Raw genomic sequence first — 17,582 nt, 5'->3', positions numbered from 1 at the left:
CCTCACATGCCGAGTTTCTCGAAGATCTTACCGAGTTTCTCTTCCAGGGTTGCAGCAGTGAACGGTTTCACTACATAGCCACTCGCACCAGCCTGTGCCGCTGCGATAATGTTCTCTTTCTTGGCTTCCGCCGTTACCATCAGGACCGGTAACGTCGCCATGTTGCCGGAAGCACGGATGGTTTTAAGTAGCTCAAGGCCATCCATGTTCGGCATGTTCCAGTCGGAGATCACAAAGCCAAAGCCGCCGGCCTGAAGTTTATTCAGCGCGTCAACGCCGTCTTCAGCTTCCTCAACGTTGTTGAACCCCAGCTCTTTTAACAGGTTGCGCACGATACGACGCATCGTGGAGAAATCATCAACAACCAGAAATTTGAGCTCTTTATCCGCCATAAAACTTCACTCCTCGTTAAATACGTATTGCCTGTCCGGCACTGATTTTCGCCAGCATTTGCTGGCTAACCTGACTGAGATCGACCACTTCGCTCACGCCACCCATATTGATGGCTTCGCGCGGCATGCCGAACACCACACAACTTGCTTCATTCTGCGCGATGGTCCAGGCACCGGCCTGGTGCATCGCTAACATTCCTGCCGCCCCATCATTGCCCATCCCGGTGAGGATAACGCCGACGGCGTTTCGCCCCGCATGTTTGGCGACCGAATGGAAAAGCACATCCACGGCGGGACGATGCCGGTTCACCGGCGGGCCGTCGTGAATTTTAATCTGGTAGTTCGCACCACTACGCGCGAGCTCCATATGTTTATCGCCGGGGGCAATATAAGCATGCCCTGGCAATACACGCTCACCGTCTTCTGCCTCTTTCACGCTGATTTGACAGAGTTTGTTCAGACGCTCAGCAAAAGAGCGGGTAAAGCCCGGCGGCATATGCTGCGTAATCAGAATACCCGGACTTGAGAGCGGCAATGGCTGGAGTACATGGCGAATTGCCTCTGTTCCTCCGGTTGACGCCCCAATAGCCAGCAGTTTTTCAGAACTCAGCAGCGGGCCGGCTTTCATCAGGGTAACGGGTGCGGCAGTGGGATGATGAGCAGCCAGACGCGCACGTGACGCAGTGCGCACCTTCTCGGCTATCATCTCGCTGTAGGCCAGCATCCCTTCACGAATCCCCAATTGCGGTTTGGTCACAAAGTCGATGGCACCCAGTTCGAGCGCGCGCAATGTGACTTCTGAACCCTTTCCCGTCAAGGAGGAGACCATGACCACTGGCATAGGCCGCAGACGCATCAACTTTTCGAGGAAATCCAGCCCGTCCATACGAGGCATCTCCACATCCAGCGTCAGCACGTCCGGGTTATATTTTTTAATTAAATCCCGGGCAACCAATGGATCCGGTGCGGTAGCCACCATCTCCATATCGCTGTGACTGTTGATAATTTCGGTCATGATTTGACGCATCAGCGCGGAATCATCGACAGACATTACCCTGATTTTACTCATGCTTTTTCCTTACTCAGCGCATAAACAGTTTGGCCACGCAGGCTAAACTCACGCACGAGGTTGCTGAAATTCTCCGAATGCCCGGCAAAGAGTAATCCGTCAGGCTTAAGCAATGGTGCGAAACGATGCAGAATGTCCTGCTGCGTCGTTTTATCAAAGTAAATCATTACATTACGGCAAAATATGGCGTCGAACGGCCCGGGTACGTTGTACTGTTTATCGAGCAGGTTCATCGGCATAAATTCGACATAATTTGCCAGCTCCTGGCGCACGCGGACTAAACCGGCATGCGGCCCGGTGCCACGCATGAAATAACGCTGGAGCTGCTGAGGCGACAGCGTTTTCAGCTCATCCTGGCGATAAACACCGTTGCGCGCTTTTTCCAGCACCTCGGTATCGATATCGCTGGCAATCACCTTAAAGCGACCCGGCGCCATACCCAATGCATCCGCGAGGGTAATCGCGATGGAGTAAGGTTCTTCGCCCGTAGACGCTGCCGCACTCCAGATACGGTACTCACCGCTGCGCTTACGGGCATGCTCTGCCAGCACCGGGAAGTGGTGTGCTTCGCGGAAGAAGGCCGTAAGGTTAGTGGTCAGGGAATTGATAAACGCCTGCCACTCTGCGCTGTTCTGGTTGGCTTCCAGCATGCTCAGATAACGACCGAAATCGTCCAGTCCCAGCGTGCGTAAACGACGCACCAGGCGGTTGTACACCATGTCCCTTTTATGGTCGGCGAGTACGATCCCGGCTCGCTGATAAATCAACTGACAAATTCGACGAAAATGCGCGTCAGACAGCGCGAGGCGCTGAGTCATCTGTTGCAATATGGATGACGTTTGCCCACTGGGCAGCGATGAAGTCATAGCGCGTTCTCAACCTGGTTTATGATGCAACAGGCACGCCGTTTGGCGGTGCCACTTCGGGTGACGAAACTGGGTCTTCAAGTTTAAATACGGCAACCAGCGACGTCAGATTGTCCGCCTGATGGGCGAGTTGATCGGTTGCCGCAGCCGCTTCTTCGACTAACGAAGCGTTCTGTTGCGTCACCTGATCCATCTGACTGACGGCCAGCGCCACCTGCTCAATGCCACGGCGTTGTTCATCCGAAGCAGAGGCAATTTCCCCCATGATGTCGTTCACCTGCGTCACTGAGCGGACGATCTCCATCATGGTTTGCGCGGACGTATCCACCAGCGTTGACCCTTGCTGCACACGCGAGACCGAGTCTTCTATCAACCCTTTTATTTCTTTTGCCGCCTGTGCACTTCGACTGGCAAGGTTACGGACCTCACCAGCCACCACGGCGAAGCCGCGGCCCTGCTCACCGGCACGCGCCGCTTCCACTGCAGCGTTGAGTGCCAGAATGTTTGTCTGAAACGCGATACCATCAATCACGCTGATGATGTCGCCAATCTTTTGCGAACTGGTGGCAATCTCATGCATTGTGCTTGCCACATTTGACGCCTGCTGCCCGCCTTTACGTGCCGTCTCTGCCGCGCCCTGCGCCAGGCTGGATGCCTGACGGGCGTTATCGGCGTTCTGCCCGACGGTCGCGGTTAACTCTTCCATACTCGCCGCCGTTTGCGCGAGAGAAGCAGCCTGCTGTTCGGTGCGTGCCGACAGGTCGTTGTTCCCCGCAGCGATCTCCGAAATACCGGTGTGCATCGCATAGCTGCCCTGGCGTACATCCGTGACCGTAGCGCGCAGTGACGTCTGCATTTTTTTCAGGCTGGCGAAAATAGCCGAAATCTCGTTTTTACCGTATACCGCAATCGGGCGCGCCAGGTTGCCCGCAGAGATGCTGTCAAAGTGGCTGCTGATTATCGCCAGCGGCTGCACAATCATCTTGCGTGACCAGAACAGGGCGCAGGAGGTCAGCAGTGCGGCGAGGATAACCACCGCCACAAAGATCACCGCTGAACGCTGATAATTGCTCTGCCCTTCTGCTTTAGCCGATTCCACAAAATGGTTAATGTGGCCCTGCCAGGCTTCAAAATTCTTATCGAACGCATCCTGAGATTGCTGCACCGGCGCGGTCATAAAGTCGGACAACTGGTTGCTCTCAAGCCAGGCGGCCTGATGTTCAAGGTCGCCGTGCCAGGCGGTATACGCCGCTTTAGTGCCTGCCTGTAGCGTTTTCCCTTCCTCGGTCAACACCGGAATGGCCAAAAACGCCTGTATCTTTGCGTCGGCCAGCGCCAGATCCGCTTTCGCCTGCGCCATGAGCCCTTTGACATCCTCTGGCGGGTAAGCCAGTGCGGTCAGGGTCCCCGCTTTATTCAGTGAGGTACTGGCCTGCAGCAATATTGAGCGTGTCATCATCAAGGTGCTGCGCTGCTGATTACTTTTTTCTACTTCTTCCAGATGACCGGTACTCTCACGAAAGGCCCAAAAAGAGAGCCCGTTACTTCCTACCTGCAAAATGCCACAAACAATCAAAATCAGAAAAAGTGTTGTCGAGATACGAATACGATTTAACATCCACGCTCCCATCAGGCGGCAAGCGGCCGCCGTGAATATCCACTAAAAGGTTTCCCAATTATCATCTTGTCCGGTAGAGAGCTGGCGTGGTCTGGCGGCTGTCGGAACGTTAACAGCTGCCGGATTAAGCGAACGCTGAGCCGGGATTCCAGGTACAGAAGAGAGTCTGAAAGCAGAGACCGTCCTGGTCAGGCGGCTGGCTTGTTCTTCGAGTGCAGCTGCGGCGGCTGCAGATTGTTGAACCAGCGACGCGTTCTGTTGCGTGACGCGGTCCATTTCGGACACCGCCAGCGCAACCTGATCGATACCCCGGCTCTGTTCATCAGATGCCGACGCAATCTCACCCATAATATCGTTTACGCGCGTGACCGCATTCACGATGTCGTTCATGGTCTCCCCGGCGCTTTCCACCAGTACCGAACCGGTATCGACACGGGAGACGGAATCCTCAATCAAGCCCTTAATCTCTTTAGCGGCCTGTGCGCTACGGCTGGCAAGGTTACGCACTTCGCCCGCAACGACGGCAAATCCACGACCTTGCTCACCCGCACGCGCCGCTTCTACAGCGGCATTAAGCGCCAGGATATTGGTCTGGAAGGCGATACCATCAATGACGCTGGTGATATCGGAAATTTTCTGCGAGCTGGCGGCAATGTCATGCATCGTTTTCACCACGCCGTCGACCACTTTACCGCCGCGCTCGGCGGTGTCAGACGCACTCTTCGCCAGCAATGAGGCCTGACGGGCATTTTCGGCGTTCTGCTTCACCGTAGCGGTCAGCTCTTCCATGCTGGCAGCCGTCTCTTCCAGCGCAGATGCCTGCTCTTCGGTACGCGAAGAGAGATCGTTATTTCCGGCGGCGATTTCGCTGGTGCCGGAATGGATGGCATCAGAGCCTGCACGCACGCTGGAAACGGTTTCTATCAGGGCGCGCTGCATGTGATCGACGCTGTGCGCCAGATCGGTAATTTCACTGCGTCCTTCCACTACCAGGTGGTGCGCCAGATTGCCACCAGCAATTTCGCGAATATGCTTGATGACCGCACCGAGTGGCTGAAGCAAAATACGGCGAATCCCCTGCCAGACCAGCATCAGCACGACCACCAACGCCAATGCGAGCACCGCCATCTGCCATTTGGCAAACTGGTAGTCGCTCACGCTTTCGTCATAAGCCTGCCGATAGAGGGATTCACTGAGCTGGGAATATTTGGTTAAGGCTTCACCCAAACCATTTTGCATCCCTTGGGTTGCCTGCGCGAAATAGCCATCCATGTTGCCGCCTTCAAGGAACTGCACCAGTTCGGTGAGTCCGGCAGCATAGGTGGTATATTTTTCGTCGAGCGTTTGGCGGGCCTGTTCCATTTCGGGCACCACCGGCAGCGCACGGAAGTTGTCATAGTGTTTAGCGGCTTCGGCAAGGCTGCTCTTGGCGCTGTTCAGCAGATCGGTTTTGGCGCTGCTCTGCTGATTATTTGACGCCATCATCATGCGGGCAGATGACCGGCTAAGGTTAATACGGGTTTGCAGCATCAACTCCCAGGTTTTACCCAGTTCGGTTTGCTGCGAACGCAGATCGTTAGAAACCGCAAAACTCTGCTGATTTTGTTTAAGCGAAGAGAATAAAAGGCCGCCAGAAAGCAACTGGAGTAAAGCGAACACCACCAGCACACTCATCAGCATTGTGACAACGCGAATACGGTTTAACATACGACACCTTCCAGAAAACGTGTTAACGCTGTTATCGGCAAGGGTCAACGGAACTTTACATTTGCGAAAAGGAATTACACAGACTCTACACAAATGCTTTAGCGGGCGTACAACCGCCTGCGTCAGTATTCAGCGTTTCAGAGGCCAATATCAATGGTCAGGGTATCGCTGTACGCCCCACCTGGCGGGGTAGTCTGATTGGGCAACACCTGCGCCGTATAGTTAAACGTGCGTAAGGTACCATCGGTGCTGACCGCGGAAGAGATAGCGCTGGCCCAGCGCTCTGATCCTGTTGAACCCCAGCGTGACGTGGTGCTGCCTTTATAAATTTCATAGCTCAGTCGGTTCGTCGCCCCACTCGCCATTCTGCGCACGCTGCCGCTGGCATTGACGCCGTTGTTGATGCCCACGGTATAGGCGTAGCCCTTGGTGCAGGTGACGCCTATCGACTGCGAAATGGTCGGGAAGCTTTTGGCCACCGGCGCACTGCCAAAGGCAACGGCAGGCGCGGTAATGGTGGTACAGTCATTGGCCACCGTCATGTTGACCGTCAGCGTCAGCGGCAGGTTGCCCGACTGGTTTTTAGAGCAACCAATTAACCCTTCTTCGCAAATGCTATAAAACACATTCAACGACATCACCGCCTGATAGGTTCCCGCAGAGACCGTCTGCCCGTTCACCGTGCGTAAATAGAGCGGTAAGGTGTATCGCTTCGAGCCGAGCAACGTCAGTAACACCCCAGCGTTCCAGGTGTATCCCTGAATACGGGTCACTTCACTGGCCGCACTGCAACTGTTGAGGCCGCAAAGTTTAAAGGCGATGGTATCAGTGGAGGTCGGATCGTCGGTGCGCTTCATGACCGCACGATCGCCGACAAAAACCGTGGGCGTGATGGCCGTCAGCGTCACCGAATCATTGGTGAGCAGCGTTAAGGTGGTATCGCAATCGAGCAATAAATTGAGGGTCGTCGACTGTTCAGCGTTGTTGAGCACAAAGGAACTGACCTGCGTTCCCAGTGAAGGGTTAAGGTTAGAGAAGCTGGCCCGGCAGGCGGACCAGGCCTGGGGGATAGTGATGAGCAGCAGTATCAGGGTGAGGAAAGCCTTGCGCATCAGTTGCTCCTCTTGCAGGTGAGTGGCCCGTAAGTTTGTAATTTGTGCTGTGGATTTGGCGTAAGCGCAAAGCTTGTTGTGCAGCGTGACCCATCTGGCAGGCGGACGGTCAGCAGGTTCGACTCATCGAGGTTTTCAATCCAGGCAATTCCGTCGTAACCCACCACCGCCGTGGGTTTACCTTCACGGCTGACCTGGCTTGTCACTGGCAAGGCATGGCCCTGTTCATCATGCAGGATAACGTTGGCGACACGCTCTTGTTGCATGGGGAACTCCACCAGATAACCGGAGCGACGCCGCAGGGCAACGCGCTGTTCGGTTTGTGCAATACTGGTGTCAGCAGGCAGATTAAGGGTATTGATGCTGTAGGTTGCCGGGTAGTAGGACGACACGCCGCTGACCAGCAGATAACCGTTTTTGTTGGTTTTACCCACCGGCTGATTCTCATAGCTGACCGGAATGTGCGGCTGCCCGCCGGTACTGACCACCACAAAGGCATCATTGATTTTATTCGCTGCCAGCAGTTCATTATCCATGAGCACCAGTGACCCCATCATTTCGCCCCACCAGGTGCGCATATCGGTATAACCATACATCCCACCCTGCATCTCAACGTTATTGTTACGCCAGCCAAGGGTGCCCTGCTGATAGCTGTCCCCTTCGCTTTGTCTTCCCAGGGAAACGTTCCAACTGAATCCGCCATCGGATGGCATCGCATGGCTATAGTTCACCCGCTGGGTGTTACCGTAATCAGGTGACTTTTCAAGGCTAAGGGTGGCATTGTCGCGCTCGCCCAGCGGGATTTGGATAGCCATTGCCAGGGTCCAGTCACCGCGCTCTTTATCATGGCTGCCTGACACATAAAGGCTGCTGGAACCCCATAAGCTCTTACTCCAGGAGAGGTTCAGCAGTTCGGTTTTACTGTTGTCAAAGCTGCGTACGCCAATCCATGCCGCCCCCACGGTGCCATAGTCGCCCAGGGTAAAAGAGAGTGAGTACTGGTCGGTATTGCGACTGAGACTGGCGATGGGCTGGGTGTTACTGGTGGTGTTGTCGTAATAGTAATTTTGATCATAGAGGGCCAGGTTGCCGAACCCCCGATCGCGGCGGATATGCTGTGTGGCAATGCTGAAAGCGCTGGTGCTGTACTGATACCCCCAGTTGAACTGGCTGCCGCCCTCGCCTCGCATCCGGCTCTCCGTCCACGAACTGTTTACCACCCCCAGACGCCAGAGTTTGACCACCGCACCCGCGCCGCCAAGAGCCAATTCTTCCGCCCCTTCCCCGTGCGCTTCCAGCGTCAGGGCGTCCGTTAATCCATAGCGGTACGAACCGCTGCCCACCAGCGGGCCATAGTCAAAATTATCAATGCCGTAGTTGCGCCTGAGACTGCCAATGGTGATTGCACCATCGCTCAGCCCTGCATTCAGCAGATCGCTGGCAACGTAAAACGGCATCGTGGTGCTGACCTGCCTGCCCAGCGCATCCGTGGTCACCAGCACGGCATTGCCCGCACCATTGATGTAAGGCAGGTTCGTCAGGGTAAAAGGACCCGGCTCCAGTTGCCGTGAACCGGCGCGATAACCGTTGATAAACACATCAACCGAGGTGGGTACCGCCGCTTCACCCGAGAACGACGGTATCGGCCAGGTCACCAGATCCGGGCGCAGGGAAAAGTCACGGCCATAGCTTATCCCCCCGACGCGCACGCTGTTGCTCCAGCTCAGCGAATCAGAGATAACGTCCCCAACGCTCACCTGGGTGGCATCGTCTTCGTTGGTGAACATCAGCGAGGTGTCGTAACGGGTATAGCCTTCCTGGCGGGAAGATTCGCCGGACAGACGGGAAATCCAGGTGCCGGTGGTCGAGAGCGATGCGTTACCGGCGAAATAACGGTATTCATGCCATAGCGACGCCTGACCGCCAGCCTGGTCCGTTTTACTGGCGTACAGGTCGTAATTCAGTAGCGATCCGCGACCTGAAAAGAGCTCACTGCGCTGCTGACCACTGTTAAAGGCAGTGAAGCGCTCCGGCAGCCACGCTTTCGGCATAAATAACAACAGGCGCTGGCCTTCGCTGTCATAATCTGTACGCACATTGGCTAAGGTGGACACGTTCACTTCCCTCTGCGGTAAATGCTCAGCGGGGATCCCGGCCCGTTGCAAATCAGCGCTGGAGACAAAATACGCGCCGTCTCGCCGGGTAACCGGCACCCTCTGCTGGGTATCGTAGTGGTTCAGCACCAGGCTCAAATGGAAAACGGCTTGTTCATTTATCGCCTGCGCATCAGGCGGCGGAGGGAGTGCATCGTCGCCCTCCTGCGCCTTCACAGAGGCTGAATAGCCAACCAGCAGGAGCATCGCCGGGAAAATTACCTGGCGGATGTCTGCCATGCACTGTCCTGAGCGTTGATTTTGGCCTTAAGCTCCACGGGGGCCGGTAAATTAGCGGGCAATGGCCAGGCGCGGGTACCGCCGGGCAGCACATAGCCGAGCAATCCTTCAGCAATGGGGCGCATTTGCCCGCCCTGACGGCCTGACACCTCAGTGAGACGTACATGCACTTTGCCAGTGTTGCGCACCTGGATAGCCGGTTTGCCGTTGTCGCGTACCACCTGCCAGCTGAGATCGGATGGATTCACTAGCGCATGGTTAGCGCTGTCCGGATAGGTGGTGATGCCCTGCCCGTAGACAAACAGCGGTATGGAATAGCGCATCTGCAGTTTGATGCCGATCTGTGGGGTGTTGCCACTCTCCGCCTGGGGGATTTCATCAACGATAATACGATAGGCCTGCTCAACACCGGCAGGAACCTGAGTTTGCTTAATCAGGCGGATAAGCTGCTTGGAGCCTTTTTGAATGGTCACAATCGGCGGGCTGGCCACCACATCGGTTTGCTGTTCGTAACGCTCATTGCCTGCCACTTGCTGCCAGCGGACAATACGCACCTGCATGGTGGCGGGAGTATTACCCTGATTCTGAATCCACAACTCTGTCGCGTTGGTCTCAGGCCCAAGCCAGGGATCGATAGGCCAGAGCAAAATGGTGGCTGCCGCTTTAGCCTCTTGCGCCGCCATGCTCAGCGACGCCACCAGTAACAGACCTGCCGCACGCGCGACTCCCGATGTAAAACGCATAGCACTTCTCCCTGGTTACCATGACAAGGTCACGGTGAGTTGATCTGTGTAGGTTCCCGCTGGACTCAGAGCGGTAAGCTGCGCCGCCGCAAAGAGAGTTAACGCAATATTGTTTGCATCGGTGTAGCTGATGGCGACGGACTGCGTCGTAATTTCGGCGTTAGCCGCCAGCGAACTGCTGCTATAAAGCCGGTAAGGCACCCGTTGTGTCCCTCCCGAACGTTGCAAATTACGCACGTTCGAGTAATTCGCCCCATTATTGATGGTCATACTGAGCGCCACGCCCGGCGTACAGGCAAGAGACAGCGCGGCGTTAGGCACAAAACTGGTCGTCACTTGTCCACTTTGTGCCCCGGTGTAAGTGCCGAAATTCAACGTTCCCAGCACCCCGCCCGTACCGCTGGTCACCGAACAGCCCGGCGTTACCGTTGCGCCGACGGTGAACGTCTGTTGCGTAACCGTCAGGGCAACTGCACGGTCCGGTAAGCCCATTGTGCATAGCAGTAGCCCAAAACAAGGGCGTAACAGCCTGTTGCCTCTCAAAGGAGAGACGCAATTCCCTTTCGCCCACATGCGGTGTTTATCAGTAGACGACGTTCACATTCAGCGTATCGGTATAGGTCCCCGGCAGCACGGTCACGCTGTTGCCGCCACCGGTGATCCGGCCATACAGGGTGTAAGAGTCCACCCCGCCAGCGGTGGAGGCGCGGGGAATGTTGACCCCATTACCCACTTCGTTACTGAATGCGCTATCGCTGAAGACGCTATAGGCCACCCCCTGCGTATTGGCAGCGGTACGAAGATAACGGGGTGTCGCACCCGGTGTACCCACGGTGGTGGTCGGCGTCGCCGTATTGGTGTTGCTGATTATCTGGACGGTATAACTGGTAGTGGTGCACTGAATGGTAAACGTACTCCCGCCAGCGCCCGTCCCCGATAACTGGGTAGTTAACTGGTTAAAGGTGGCCGGATTCGTACCAAAGTCGAGGGTACCGAAATTAATACCGGTTTGTGACGGTGAGCCGTTAATTAAGCAACCGTTAGAGAGCGTCAATGTCGCACCGATTGTGCCTGAACTGACAACCGCGTCGGCATTATTTACCGACATCGCGATGAACCCCATAACCAGGGCAAGGCGTATTTTATTCATATTGCACCTCCGGAATGACGCACCTAATGAGTAATAAAAAATAAAGATAAAGCGGGCGAGAGAATTCAATTCAAAAGTAGTAATAACAAAAATTTAGCTGATGATTCTGCGTTCAACCAATGAAAATCCGCCGCTTAATTATCAGATGAAATAACCCATATTCTCATTTATTTTCAATCGGTTATTTTTTGAAACAAGGATATACATGTCGGCTTGCAAAAGATATATCAGCCGTTATGTGATACGCATCACAATATATTGCATGAGGGAAAATATATGTGTTTTAATGTGGCTTCAGAGAAATTAAGTGAGACTTACTTTATTCATAGTTAAGCTGCAGCGAACAATATTTAATATATGTTACACTGAGTGAAATGTTAAATTCATAATATAAAAAGGCCGACGTGATGTCGGCCATGTGAAAAATGTAAAGAAATCGTATTTTCGATTAATTCAGCATTCACTTTACACTAATAAATGATGCTGACATTTATCGTGTCCGTATAAATACCTGGCATAACCGCAGGGTTATTTCCTGCTCCCTGAATTCGCCCATACAAGGTGTAATAATCCACGCCTTGCGCAGAAGAGACGCGAGGAAGCGGAGAATTATTAGCAACCTCAGCATTAAAGGTGCCATCACTGTACAGACGGTAGGCAGCGCCCTGTGTGCTGTTGGATGCGCTACGTAAATAACGTGCGGTGCTGCCTGGAATCCCCACTGCGGTGGCCGGCGCAACGGTATTGGTGTTGCCTGTCACCACGACGCTGTAACTCTGGGTGGTGCATTGCACGCCTATCGCATTGGCTGCGGTTCCAGAGCCGGTAAGTTGGGTTGAGAGTTGCGAAAAAGTCGCAGGGCTTTCGCCAAAATTCAGGCTGCCTAAATTAATCCCATTTTGATTGGTCGAGCCATTAATTAAGCAACCATTAGAAAGCGTCAAACTGACGCCAATGGTCCCGCTACTGACTGCCGCACGCGCCGGGAGGATGCAAAACGCAGAAAGAATGCTGAGTAAAAGAATATATGTTATTTTCATTAACCGTTCCGGAAATGCCGCAAGTTATTCATATCGCTGTAAATGATTTAAAGATTCGCATTTCCATCGCTGCCTGACAGCTCGTCATTCTTTAAATCAATAAAAAACCTGGCTGAGTGAAAAGGCGTGCTCAGTCAGCCTGTTTAAATAACGCTTCGCACATTTTCAGTGACGTTTTGGGGAAATAAACGCCCTTCTGAGAATGAGGCAATAATATAATAATTTAAGCAGCAAGAAAACATCATTTACACAGGCTAAAATAATCGTTAACCGAGCACAACGACGGGAGAAGATAAAAACGGAGAAGAGAGATGAAACAGAGGATATAAGTAAAAAATAAAGCTCTCCCGCCGGACGACGGAAGAGCTTGGCGCATCAGGCGACCTGCGTTGCCGCGATATCCAACAGTGCCATTTCGTCACTGTTCAGCAGCTTCTCGATGTTCACCAGAATCAGCATACGGTCACCGATAGCGCCCAGACCCGTCAGGTATTCTGTCGAGAGGGTCACGGCGAATTCAGGGGCCGGACGAATCTGGTCGGAGACCAGAGACAGAACGTCGGAGACGCCGTCAACCACAATGCCGACCACACGCTGACCGAAGTTCAGCACGATAACCACGGTGTTGTCGTTATACTCCACGTCCTGCTGGCTGAACTTCACGCGCAGATCGACGATAGGCACAATGACGCCGCGCAGGTTAGTGACGCCTTTGATAAAGTCAGGTGTATTGGCAATGCGGGTGACCTGATCGTATCCCCGGATTTCCTGAACTTTGAGAATATCGATTCCATATTCTTCATCGCCCAGGGTAAACACCAGGAATTCCTGACCTGATGGCTCGCCCGCCAGTTTTGTTACATTACTCATACCGGTCATGTTTTTACCTTTTTACTCAATCAGGCGGCTGTGTGCGCCATACGTTGTTCGCGATTTAATCCCTGAAGTGCCGAGACATCGACAATCAGCGCAACGCTACCATCACCGAGGATGGTAGCCGCAGAAATCCCCGGCACTTTACGATAATTGCTTTCGAGGTTTTTCACCACGACCTGATGCTGACCGATCAGCTGATCCACCAGCAGCGCATAGCGACGACCTGCGCTTTGCAGAATCACCACAATACCCTGCGTGGCTTCGGTTTTCGCGCCGGACACATCGAAAACTTTCCACAATTCCACTAACGGCAGATATTCGCCACGCACTTCCAGTACGCGCTCGCCACCGGCCAACGGATGGAGATCTTCGTCACGCGGTTGCAGAGATTCCATCACGGCATTCAGCGGAAGAATAAACACTTCGTCGCTGACTTTCACGGACATGCCGTCAAGAATAGCGAGGGTCAATGGCAGCAGAATGCGAATGGTGGTGCCCTGACCTTGTTTCGATTTGATCTCAACGTGGCCACCCATTTCCTGGATGTTACGTTTCACCACGTCCATCCCTACGCCGCGACCAGAGACATCGGTCACCTGCTCAGCGGTAGAGAAGCCTGGCGCGAAGATCAGCATGCCGACATCTTCATCAGACATGTTTTCACTAACCGCCATCCCCTGGGAGAGGGCTTTTGCCAGAATGCGCTCACGGTTGAGGCCCGCACCGTCATCGGTCACTTCGATACAGATGTTACCGCCCTGATGCTCTGCGGACAGAATCAGGTTGCCCACCGGGGATTTTCCTGCCGCCACGCGTTTTTCTGGCGTTTCAATACCGTGATCAAGACTGTTGCGCACCAGGTGCGTTAACGGATCGATGATACGTTCGATCAGGCTCTTATCCAGTTCAGTGGAGCTCCCTTGCAGGGTAAGCTCCACCTGTTTGTCGAGCTTGGTAGCCAGGTCACGCACCAGACGCGGGAAGCGGCTGAAGACATATTCCATCGGCATCATACGGATGGACATAACGGATTCTTGCAGATCGCGGGCGTTGCGCTGAAGTTGCGTCATGCTGGTGATCAAATCACCGTGGTTGACCGGGTCCAGCTCATTGGAGCGCTGCGCCAGCATGGACTGGGTAATCACCAGTTCACCCACCAGGTTAATCAGCTGATCCACTTTCTCAACCGCAACGCGGATGCTGGTGGACTCGCTGGCACGCGCTGGTTTTTCCGCACGTCCGGCAGGTTGCTCTTTCGGCACGGCCTTAAGCGCTGGCGGCTGAGCAACGGCAGGAGCAGCCTCAACGGCGGTAACCGGGGCGGCTTCAACCACCTCTTCAACCGCTTCGGCAGGTGCGCTGGCCGCTGCGGTTTCAAAGGCAATTTGATCGGGTTCAATCACAAAGCAGAGCACGGCAGTGATGTCGTCCTCGCCAACGCCACCGTCAAGGGTCGCGCTTAAGGTGTTGGTCCCTTTCACCACATCGCTGAGGGTAGCCAGGTTACCGAGCTCTTCTTCGAGCAGGTTAACTTCACCCTCTTTCAGGCCCGACAGGACGATACGCAGCTTGCCCTCTGTTTCATTGGCTGCGGGTGCCGCGGCTGCCGGCGCACAAGCCGTATCGACAACAGACAATTTAGCGCCACTGTTAGCGGCAGGTACAACTTCACCTTTGGCTTCCAGCGCTAATTGACGCAGCGCATTACAGATATATTCAAAGCTTGCGGCATCGGGCTCGGTGGAGCTTTTATAGGCGTCGAGCTGTTCCTGCATAATATCTTTGGTTTCCAAAAACAGGTTGATAATGTCGGTATTAAGCTGCATCTCTCCGCGGCGGGCTTCATCAAGCAGGTTTTCCATTAAGTGCGTGGTTTCCTGCAAAATGGTGAAGCCAAACGTGCCTGCGCCTCCTTTTATGGAGTGGGCTGCACGAAAGATGGCGTTGAGTTGTTCCGAATCTGGCGCTTCCGGCACCAGATCCAGCAGGTGCTGCTCCATATCCGCCAACAACTCGTCAGCTTCATCAAAGAACGTCTGATAAAAATCGCTAATATCCATGCTCACGCTATCACCTCGAGTCGGGTTGTGGCGATGTGGTAACGGCTGCCGCAGGCGCAGACGCTGGCTCTGACGCCGCCGCTGCCTCCGGCTGTCTAATGACGCTTAGTGGCACATTCTGGCTTTCGGCGTTTTCATGCAGAATGGCTTCTTCTGCTTGTTTGTTTAGCACCAAAAGGCTGATACGCCGGTTGATGGCTTCGTTTGCTCCGCGGGCCGCGAGTCGCATCGTCGCTGCCATGCCGATCACCCGAAGCATTTTCCCATCGTCAAGTCCCCCAACAACCAGCTCACGCCGCGATGCGTTTGCACGATCGGCTGAGAGTTCCCAGTTGCTGTACCCTTTCTCACCGTTGGCATAGGGATAGTCATCGGTGTGTCCGGAAATGCTAATTTTGTTGGGTATTTCGTTAAGTACCGGTGCGATGGCTCGCAGGATGTCATGCATATAGGGCTCGACTTCCGCACTGCCGGTTTTAAACATTGGACGGTTCTGGCTATCGATGATTTGAATGCGTAAACCTTCCTGAACGAGATCAATTTTCAGATGCGGGCGCAGGGCACGTAGCTTCGGGTCCGCTTCAATCAATTGGTCCAGCTCACCGCGTAATTTACTCAGCCGGTTTTGCTCCATGCGCTTTCTGAGATCTTCAATGTTCGGCTGTTTTTTAACTTCACCATTCTGCTGGGTATAGTCATCACCACCACCGGGAATAGGGCTGTCGCTGTTCGAAATCCTTGGCCCCCCGGTGACCGCTGTCGCCAACGGCGTGCGGAAATATTCGGCAATCTGAATCAGCTGTTTAGGGCTGGAAATCGAGATAAGCCACATTATTAAGAAGAAGGCCATCATCGCCGTCATAAAGTCGGCATAGGCGATTTTCCAGGAGCCATGGGCTCCCCCGCCATGTCCTTTATGTTTTTTGCGTCTTACGACGACGATAGGATGGGACTGATTTTTCATGCGTCCTCAGTCGTTGTCTGTTGGTTCGGGTTTCTTACCGCACGCACGTGTTCGTCAAGCTCGACAAACGTTGGACGTTCGGTGGAGTACAGCGTCTTACGCCCAAATTCAACCGCGATCGGCGGAGCATAGCCGTTGAGATTGGACAACAGGGTGATTTTCACACACTGCATCATCTTGGTGGTTTCAGCACTTTTCTGGCGGAGAACGCTCGCCAGCGGAGAGACGAAACCATAAGCCAGCAAAATACCGAGGAAGGTGCCCACCATGGCGTGTGCAATCAATGCACCCAGCTCTGCTGCGGGGCGGTCCGCCGAGGCGAGGGTATGTACGACGCCCATTACCGCCGCAACGATACCGAACGCAGGCAGTGAATCCCCGACGGCGGCCAGCGCATTGGCCGGTACCTCAGCTTCACTTTCATGGGTTTCGATCTCTTCGTCCATCAGGGCTTCAATTTCGAAAGTATTCATGTTGCCGCTGATGATAAGTCGCAGATAATCCACGATAAATTCCAGCATGGTATTGTCCGCGAGAATACGTGGGTAGCTGGCAAAAATTTCGCTTTCTTTCGGGTTCTCAATATCACGTTCCAGCGAGAACATGCCTTGTTGACGTGATTTCGCCATCAGGCGATAGAGCAGCGCCAGCAAGTCCATGTACGTACTTTTGGTATATTTAGAACGACGGAAAAGTATGGGCAACGCTTTGATGGTACCCTTAATGGCTTTTCCGTTGTTACCAACGATAAACGCACCGATACCCGCACCGCCGATGATGAGAAGCTCCGACGGTTGATAAAGTGCGCCAAGGTGCCCGCCGGTCATCATGTACCCGCCTAAGACAGCACCAACAACCACTATGTAACCTAATACGATAAGCACGACATCATCCTTCCGCTAATGACTATGGCAAGGGTAAACAGATCTCAACATTCACGTTTCACGATAGTCAGGCAAAAAAAAAGCAGCGGTAGACTTCACCGCTGCTGGAGTTCTTCACACCTGATTCGGTCAAACAGCCTGATCGATCTGTTCATCCAGCAGTTGTGGAATAATATCGGCAGCTTCACGGGAAAGTTTACGTCTTTTTACCGCTCTGGATGGCGGCTGGCATAAACTGCAAGCGAAGCTCCCTACAGGCTGATGTGCATGGGTAATAAAATTACCGTTGCAGCAATTGCAGCGCGATAACTCCAGCATTCCGCTTTCCACAAATCGGACCAACGTCCAGGCGCGCGTCAGCGCCAGAAGTGGGCCTTCCTCAGGTTGAGGACACTGTTCGAGATAGAGTCGATAGGCTTTAATGACGGCATCTACGCCGCTGCAAAGCCCGGTTTTCAGCAGATACTGCCAGGCATTACAGAACATGGATGCGTGAATATTTTGCTCCCACGTCATAAACCAGTCGGTGGAGAATGGCAGCATACCTTTCGGCGGCGGGCTACCACGTAACTCTTTATAGAGTTTGATGAGACGACCACGGCTTAGCTGCGTCTCACTCTCCAACATCTGTAAACGTGCGCCTAATGTAATCAGCTCCATAGCAAGCTGAATATCGCGGGCTTCCTGAACAATGCTTTTTTCGCTCAT

16 protein-coding genes are annotated in these 17,582 nt (G+C 53.9%); all 16 read right to left on the bottom strand.

The genetic code is table 11. The features are described from left to right. Positions 1-2 precede the first annotated feature (2 nt). On the bottom strand, positions 3-392 hold the full coding sequence (cheY, locus tag ACUY4Q_RS09810) for a chemotaxis response regulator CheY (protein ID WP_437431651.1): 390 nt from the start codon (positions 390-392) through the stop codon (positions 3-5). A 16-nt stretch (positions 393-408) separates the two neighbouring features. Then, complete coding sequence (locus tag ACUY4Q_RS09805; protein ID WP_458046829.1) at positions 409-1,461, bottom strand: protein-glutamate methylesterase/protein-glutamine glutaminase; 1,053 nt, start codon at positions 1,459-1,461, stop codon at positions 409-411. Continuing rightward, the gene (gene cheR, locus ACUY4Q_RS09800; RefSeq protein ID WP_458046828.1) at positions 1,458-2,327 is read right to left on the bottom strand and encodes a protein-glutamate O-methyltransferase CheR; all 870 of its coding nucleotides are present in this window, start codon (positions 2,325-2,327) and stop codon (positions 1,458-1,460) included. The genes ACUY4Q_RS09805 and cheR overlap by 4 nt, the downstream gene beginning before the upstream one ends. 19 nt (positions 2,328-2,346) lie before the next feature. Beyond that, complete coding sequence (gene tap, locus ACUY4Q_RS09795; RefSeq protein WP_458046827.1) at positions 2,347-3,945, bottom strand: methyl-accepting chemotaxis protein IV; 1,599 nt, start codon at positions 3,943-3,945, stop codon at positions 2,347-2,349. 42 nt (positions 3,946-3,987) lie between these two features. Continuing rightward, positions 3,988-5,652: a methyl-accepting chemotaxis protein II gene (gene tar, locus ACUY4Q_RS09790; protein ID WP_458046826.1), complete on the bottom strand. Its 1,665-nt coding sequence runs from the start codon at positions 5,650-5,652 to the stop codon at positions 3,988-3,990. Positions 5,653-5,789: 137 nt separating this feature from the next. Continuing rightward, positions 5,790-6,764: a Csu type fimbrial protein gene (locus tag ACUY4Q_RS09785; protein ID WP_458046825.1), complete on the bottom strand. Its 975-nt coding sequence runs from the start codon at positions 6,762-6,764 to the stop codon at positions 5,790-5,792. Continuing rightward, a complete protein-coding gene (locus ACUY4Q_RS09780) occupies positions 6,764-9,157 on the bottom strand; it encodes a fimbria/pilus outer membrane usher protein (protein ID WP_458046824.1) in 2,394 nt (797 codons plus the stop codon). Before ACUY4Q_RS09780 ends, ACUY4Q_RS09785 begins: the two co-directional genes overlap by 1 nt. Continuing rightward, positions 9,136-9,900: a fimbrial biogenesis chaperone gene (locus tag ACUY4Q_RS09775; protein WP_458046823.1), complete on the bottom strand. Its 765-nt coding sequence runs from the start codon at positions 9,898-9,900 to the stop codon at positions 9,136-9,138. The genes ACUY4Q_RS09780 and ACUY4Q_RS09775 overlap by 22 nt, the downstream gene beginning before the upstream one ends. A gap of 15 nt (positions 9,901-9,915) precedes the next feature. Further along, a complete protein-coding gene (locus ACUY4Q_RS09770) occupies positions 9,916-10,392 on the bottom strand; it encodes a Csu type fimbrial protein (RefSeq protein WP_458046822.1) in 477 nt (158 codons plus the stop codon). 91 nt (positions 10,393-10,483) lie between these two features. Further along, on the bottom strand, positions 10,484-11,023 hold the full coding sequence (locus ACUY4Q_RS09765) for a spore coat protein U domain-containing protein (RefSeq protein ID WP_458047308.1): 540 nt from the start codon (positions 11,021-11,023) through the stop codon (positions 10,484-10,486). A 497-nt stretch (positions 11,024-11,520) separates the two neighbouring features. Further along, on the bottom strand, positions 11,521-12,090 hold the full coding sequence (locus ACUY4Q_RS09760) for a Csu type fimbrial protein (RefSeq protein WP_458046821.1): 570 nt from the start codon (positions 12,088-12,090) through the stop codon (positions 11,521-11,523). Between the two features lie 375 nt (positions 12,091-12,465). Further along, positions 12,466-12,969, bottom strand: a complete 504-nt coding sequence (gene cheW, locus ACUY4Q_RS09755) for a chemotaxis protein CheW (protein WP_458046820.1) — start codon at positions 12,967-12,969, stop codon at positions 12,466-12,468. Between the two features lie 20 nt (positions 12,970-12,989). Continuing rightward, complete coding sequence (gene cheA / locus ACUY4Q_RS09750) at positions 12,990-15,032, bottom strand: chemotaxis protein CheA (RefSeq protein ID WP_458046819.1); 2,043 nt, start codon at positions 15,030-15,032, stop codon at positions 12,990-12,992. A gap of 4 nt (positions 15,033-15,036) precedes the next feature. Further along, positions 15,037-15,990, bottom strand: coding sequence for a flagellar motor protein MotB (gene motB, locus ACUY4Q_RS09745; protein WP_458046818.1), 954 nt, complete (start codon positions 15,988-15,990; stop codon positions 15,037-15,039). Beyond that, positions 15,987-16,874, bottom strand: coding sequence for a flagellar motor stator protein MotA (gene motA, locus ACUY4Q_RS09740; RefSeq protein WP_458046817.1), 888 nt, complete (start codon positions 16,872-16,874; stop codon positions 15,987-15,989). The genes motB and motA overlap by 4 nt, the downstream gene beginning before the upstream one ends. Positions 16,875-17,003: 129 nt before the next feature. After that, on the bottom strand, positions 17,004-17,582 hold the full coding sequence (gene flhC / locus ACUY4Q_RS09735; RefSeq protein ID WP_458047307.1) for a flagellar transcriptional regulator FlhC: 579 nt from the start codon (positions 17,580-17,582) through the stop codon (positions 17,004-17,006).

The organism is Phytobacter cepae, assembly GCF_054165735.1.
This window is presented reverse-complemented; position numbering and strand designations above follow the sequence as displayed.

Excerpts from the sequence above, each read along its gene's own strand:
- ACUY4Q_RS09785 (WP_458046825.1), bottom strand. The coding sequence starts at position 6,764 with ATGCGCAAGGCTTTCCTCACCCTGATACTGCTGCTCATCACTATCCCC.
- cheW (WP_458046820.1), bottom strand. The coding sequence starts at position 12,969 with ATGACCGGTATGAGTAATGTAACAAAACTGGCGGGCGAGCCATCAGGT.
- ACUY4Q_RS09805 (WP_458046829.1), bottom strand. The coding sequence starts at position 1,461 with ATGAGTAAAATCAGGGTAATGTCTGTCGATGATTCCGCGCTGATGCGT.
- cheY (WP_437431651.1), bottom strand. The coding sequence starts at position 392 with ATGGCGGATAAAGAGCTCAAATTTCTGGTTGTTGATGATTTCTCCACG.
- ACUY4Q_RS09770 (WP_458046822.1), bottom strand. The coding sequence starts at position 10,392 with ATGGGCTTACCGGACCGTGCAGTTGCCCTGACGGTTACGCAACAGACG.
- motB (WP_458046818.1), bottom strand. The coding sequence starts at position 15,990 with ATGAAAAATCAGTCCCATCCTATCGTCGTCGTAAGACGCAAAAAACAT.
- flhC (WP_458047307.1), bottom strand. The coding sequence starts at position 17,582 with ATGAGCGAAAAAAGCATTGTTCAGGAAGCCCGCGATATTCAGCTTGCT.
- tar (WP_458046826.1), bottom strand. The coding sequence starts at position 5,652 with ATGTTAAACCGTATTCGCGTTGTCACAATGCTGATGAGTGTGCTGGTG.
- ACUY4Q_RS09775 (WP_458046823.1), bottom strand. The coding sequence starts at position 9,900 with ATGCGTTTTACATCGGGAGTCGCGCGTGCGGCAGGTCTGTTACTGGTG.
- ACUY4Q_RS09765 (WP_458047308.1), bottom strand. The coding sequence starts at position 11,023 with ATGGGGTTCATCGCGATGTCGGTAAATAATGCCGACGCGGTTGTCAGT.
- ACUY4Q_RS09780 (WP_458046824.1), bottom strand. The coding sequence starts at position 9,157 with ATGGCAGACATCCGCCAGGTAATTTTCCCGGCGATGCTCCTGCTGGTT.
- tap (WP_458046827.1), bottom strand. The coding sequence starts at position 3,945 with ATGTTAAATCGTATTCGTATCTCGACAACACTTTTTCTGATTTTGATT.
- ACUY4Q_RS09760 (WP_458046821.1), bottom strand. The coding sequence starts at position 12,090 with ATGAAAATAACATATATTCTTTTACTCAGCATTCTTTCTGCGTTTTGC.
- cheR (WP_458046828.1), bottom strand. The coding sequence starts at position 2,327 with ATGACTTCATCGCTGCCCAGTGGGCAAACGTCATCCATATTGCAACAG.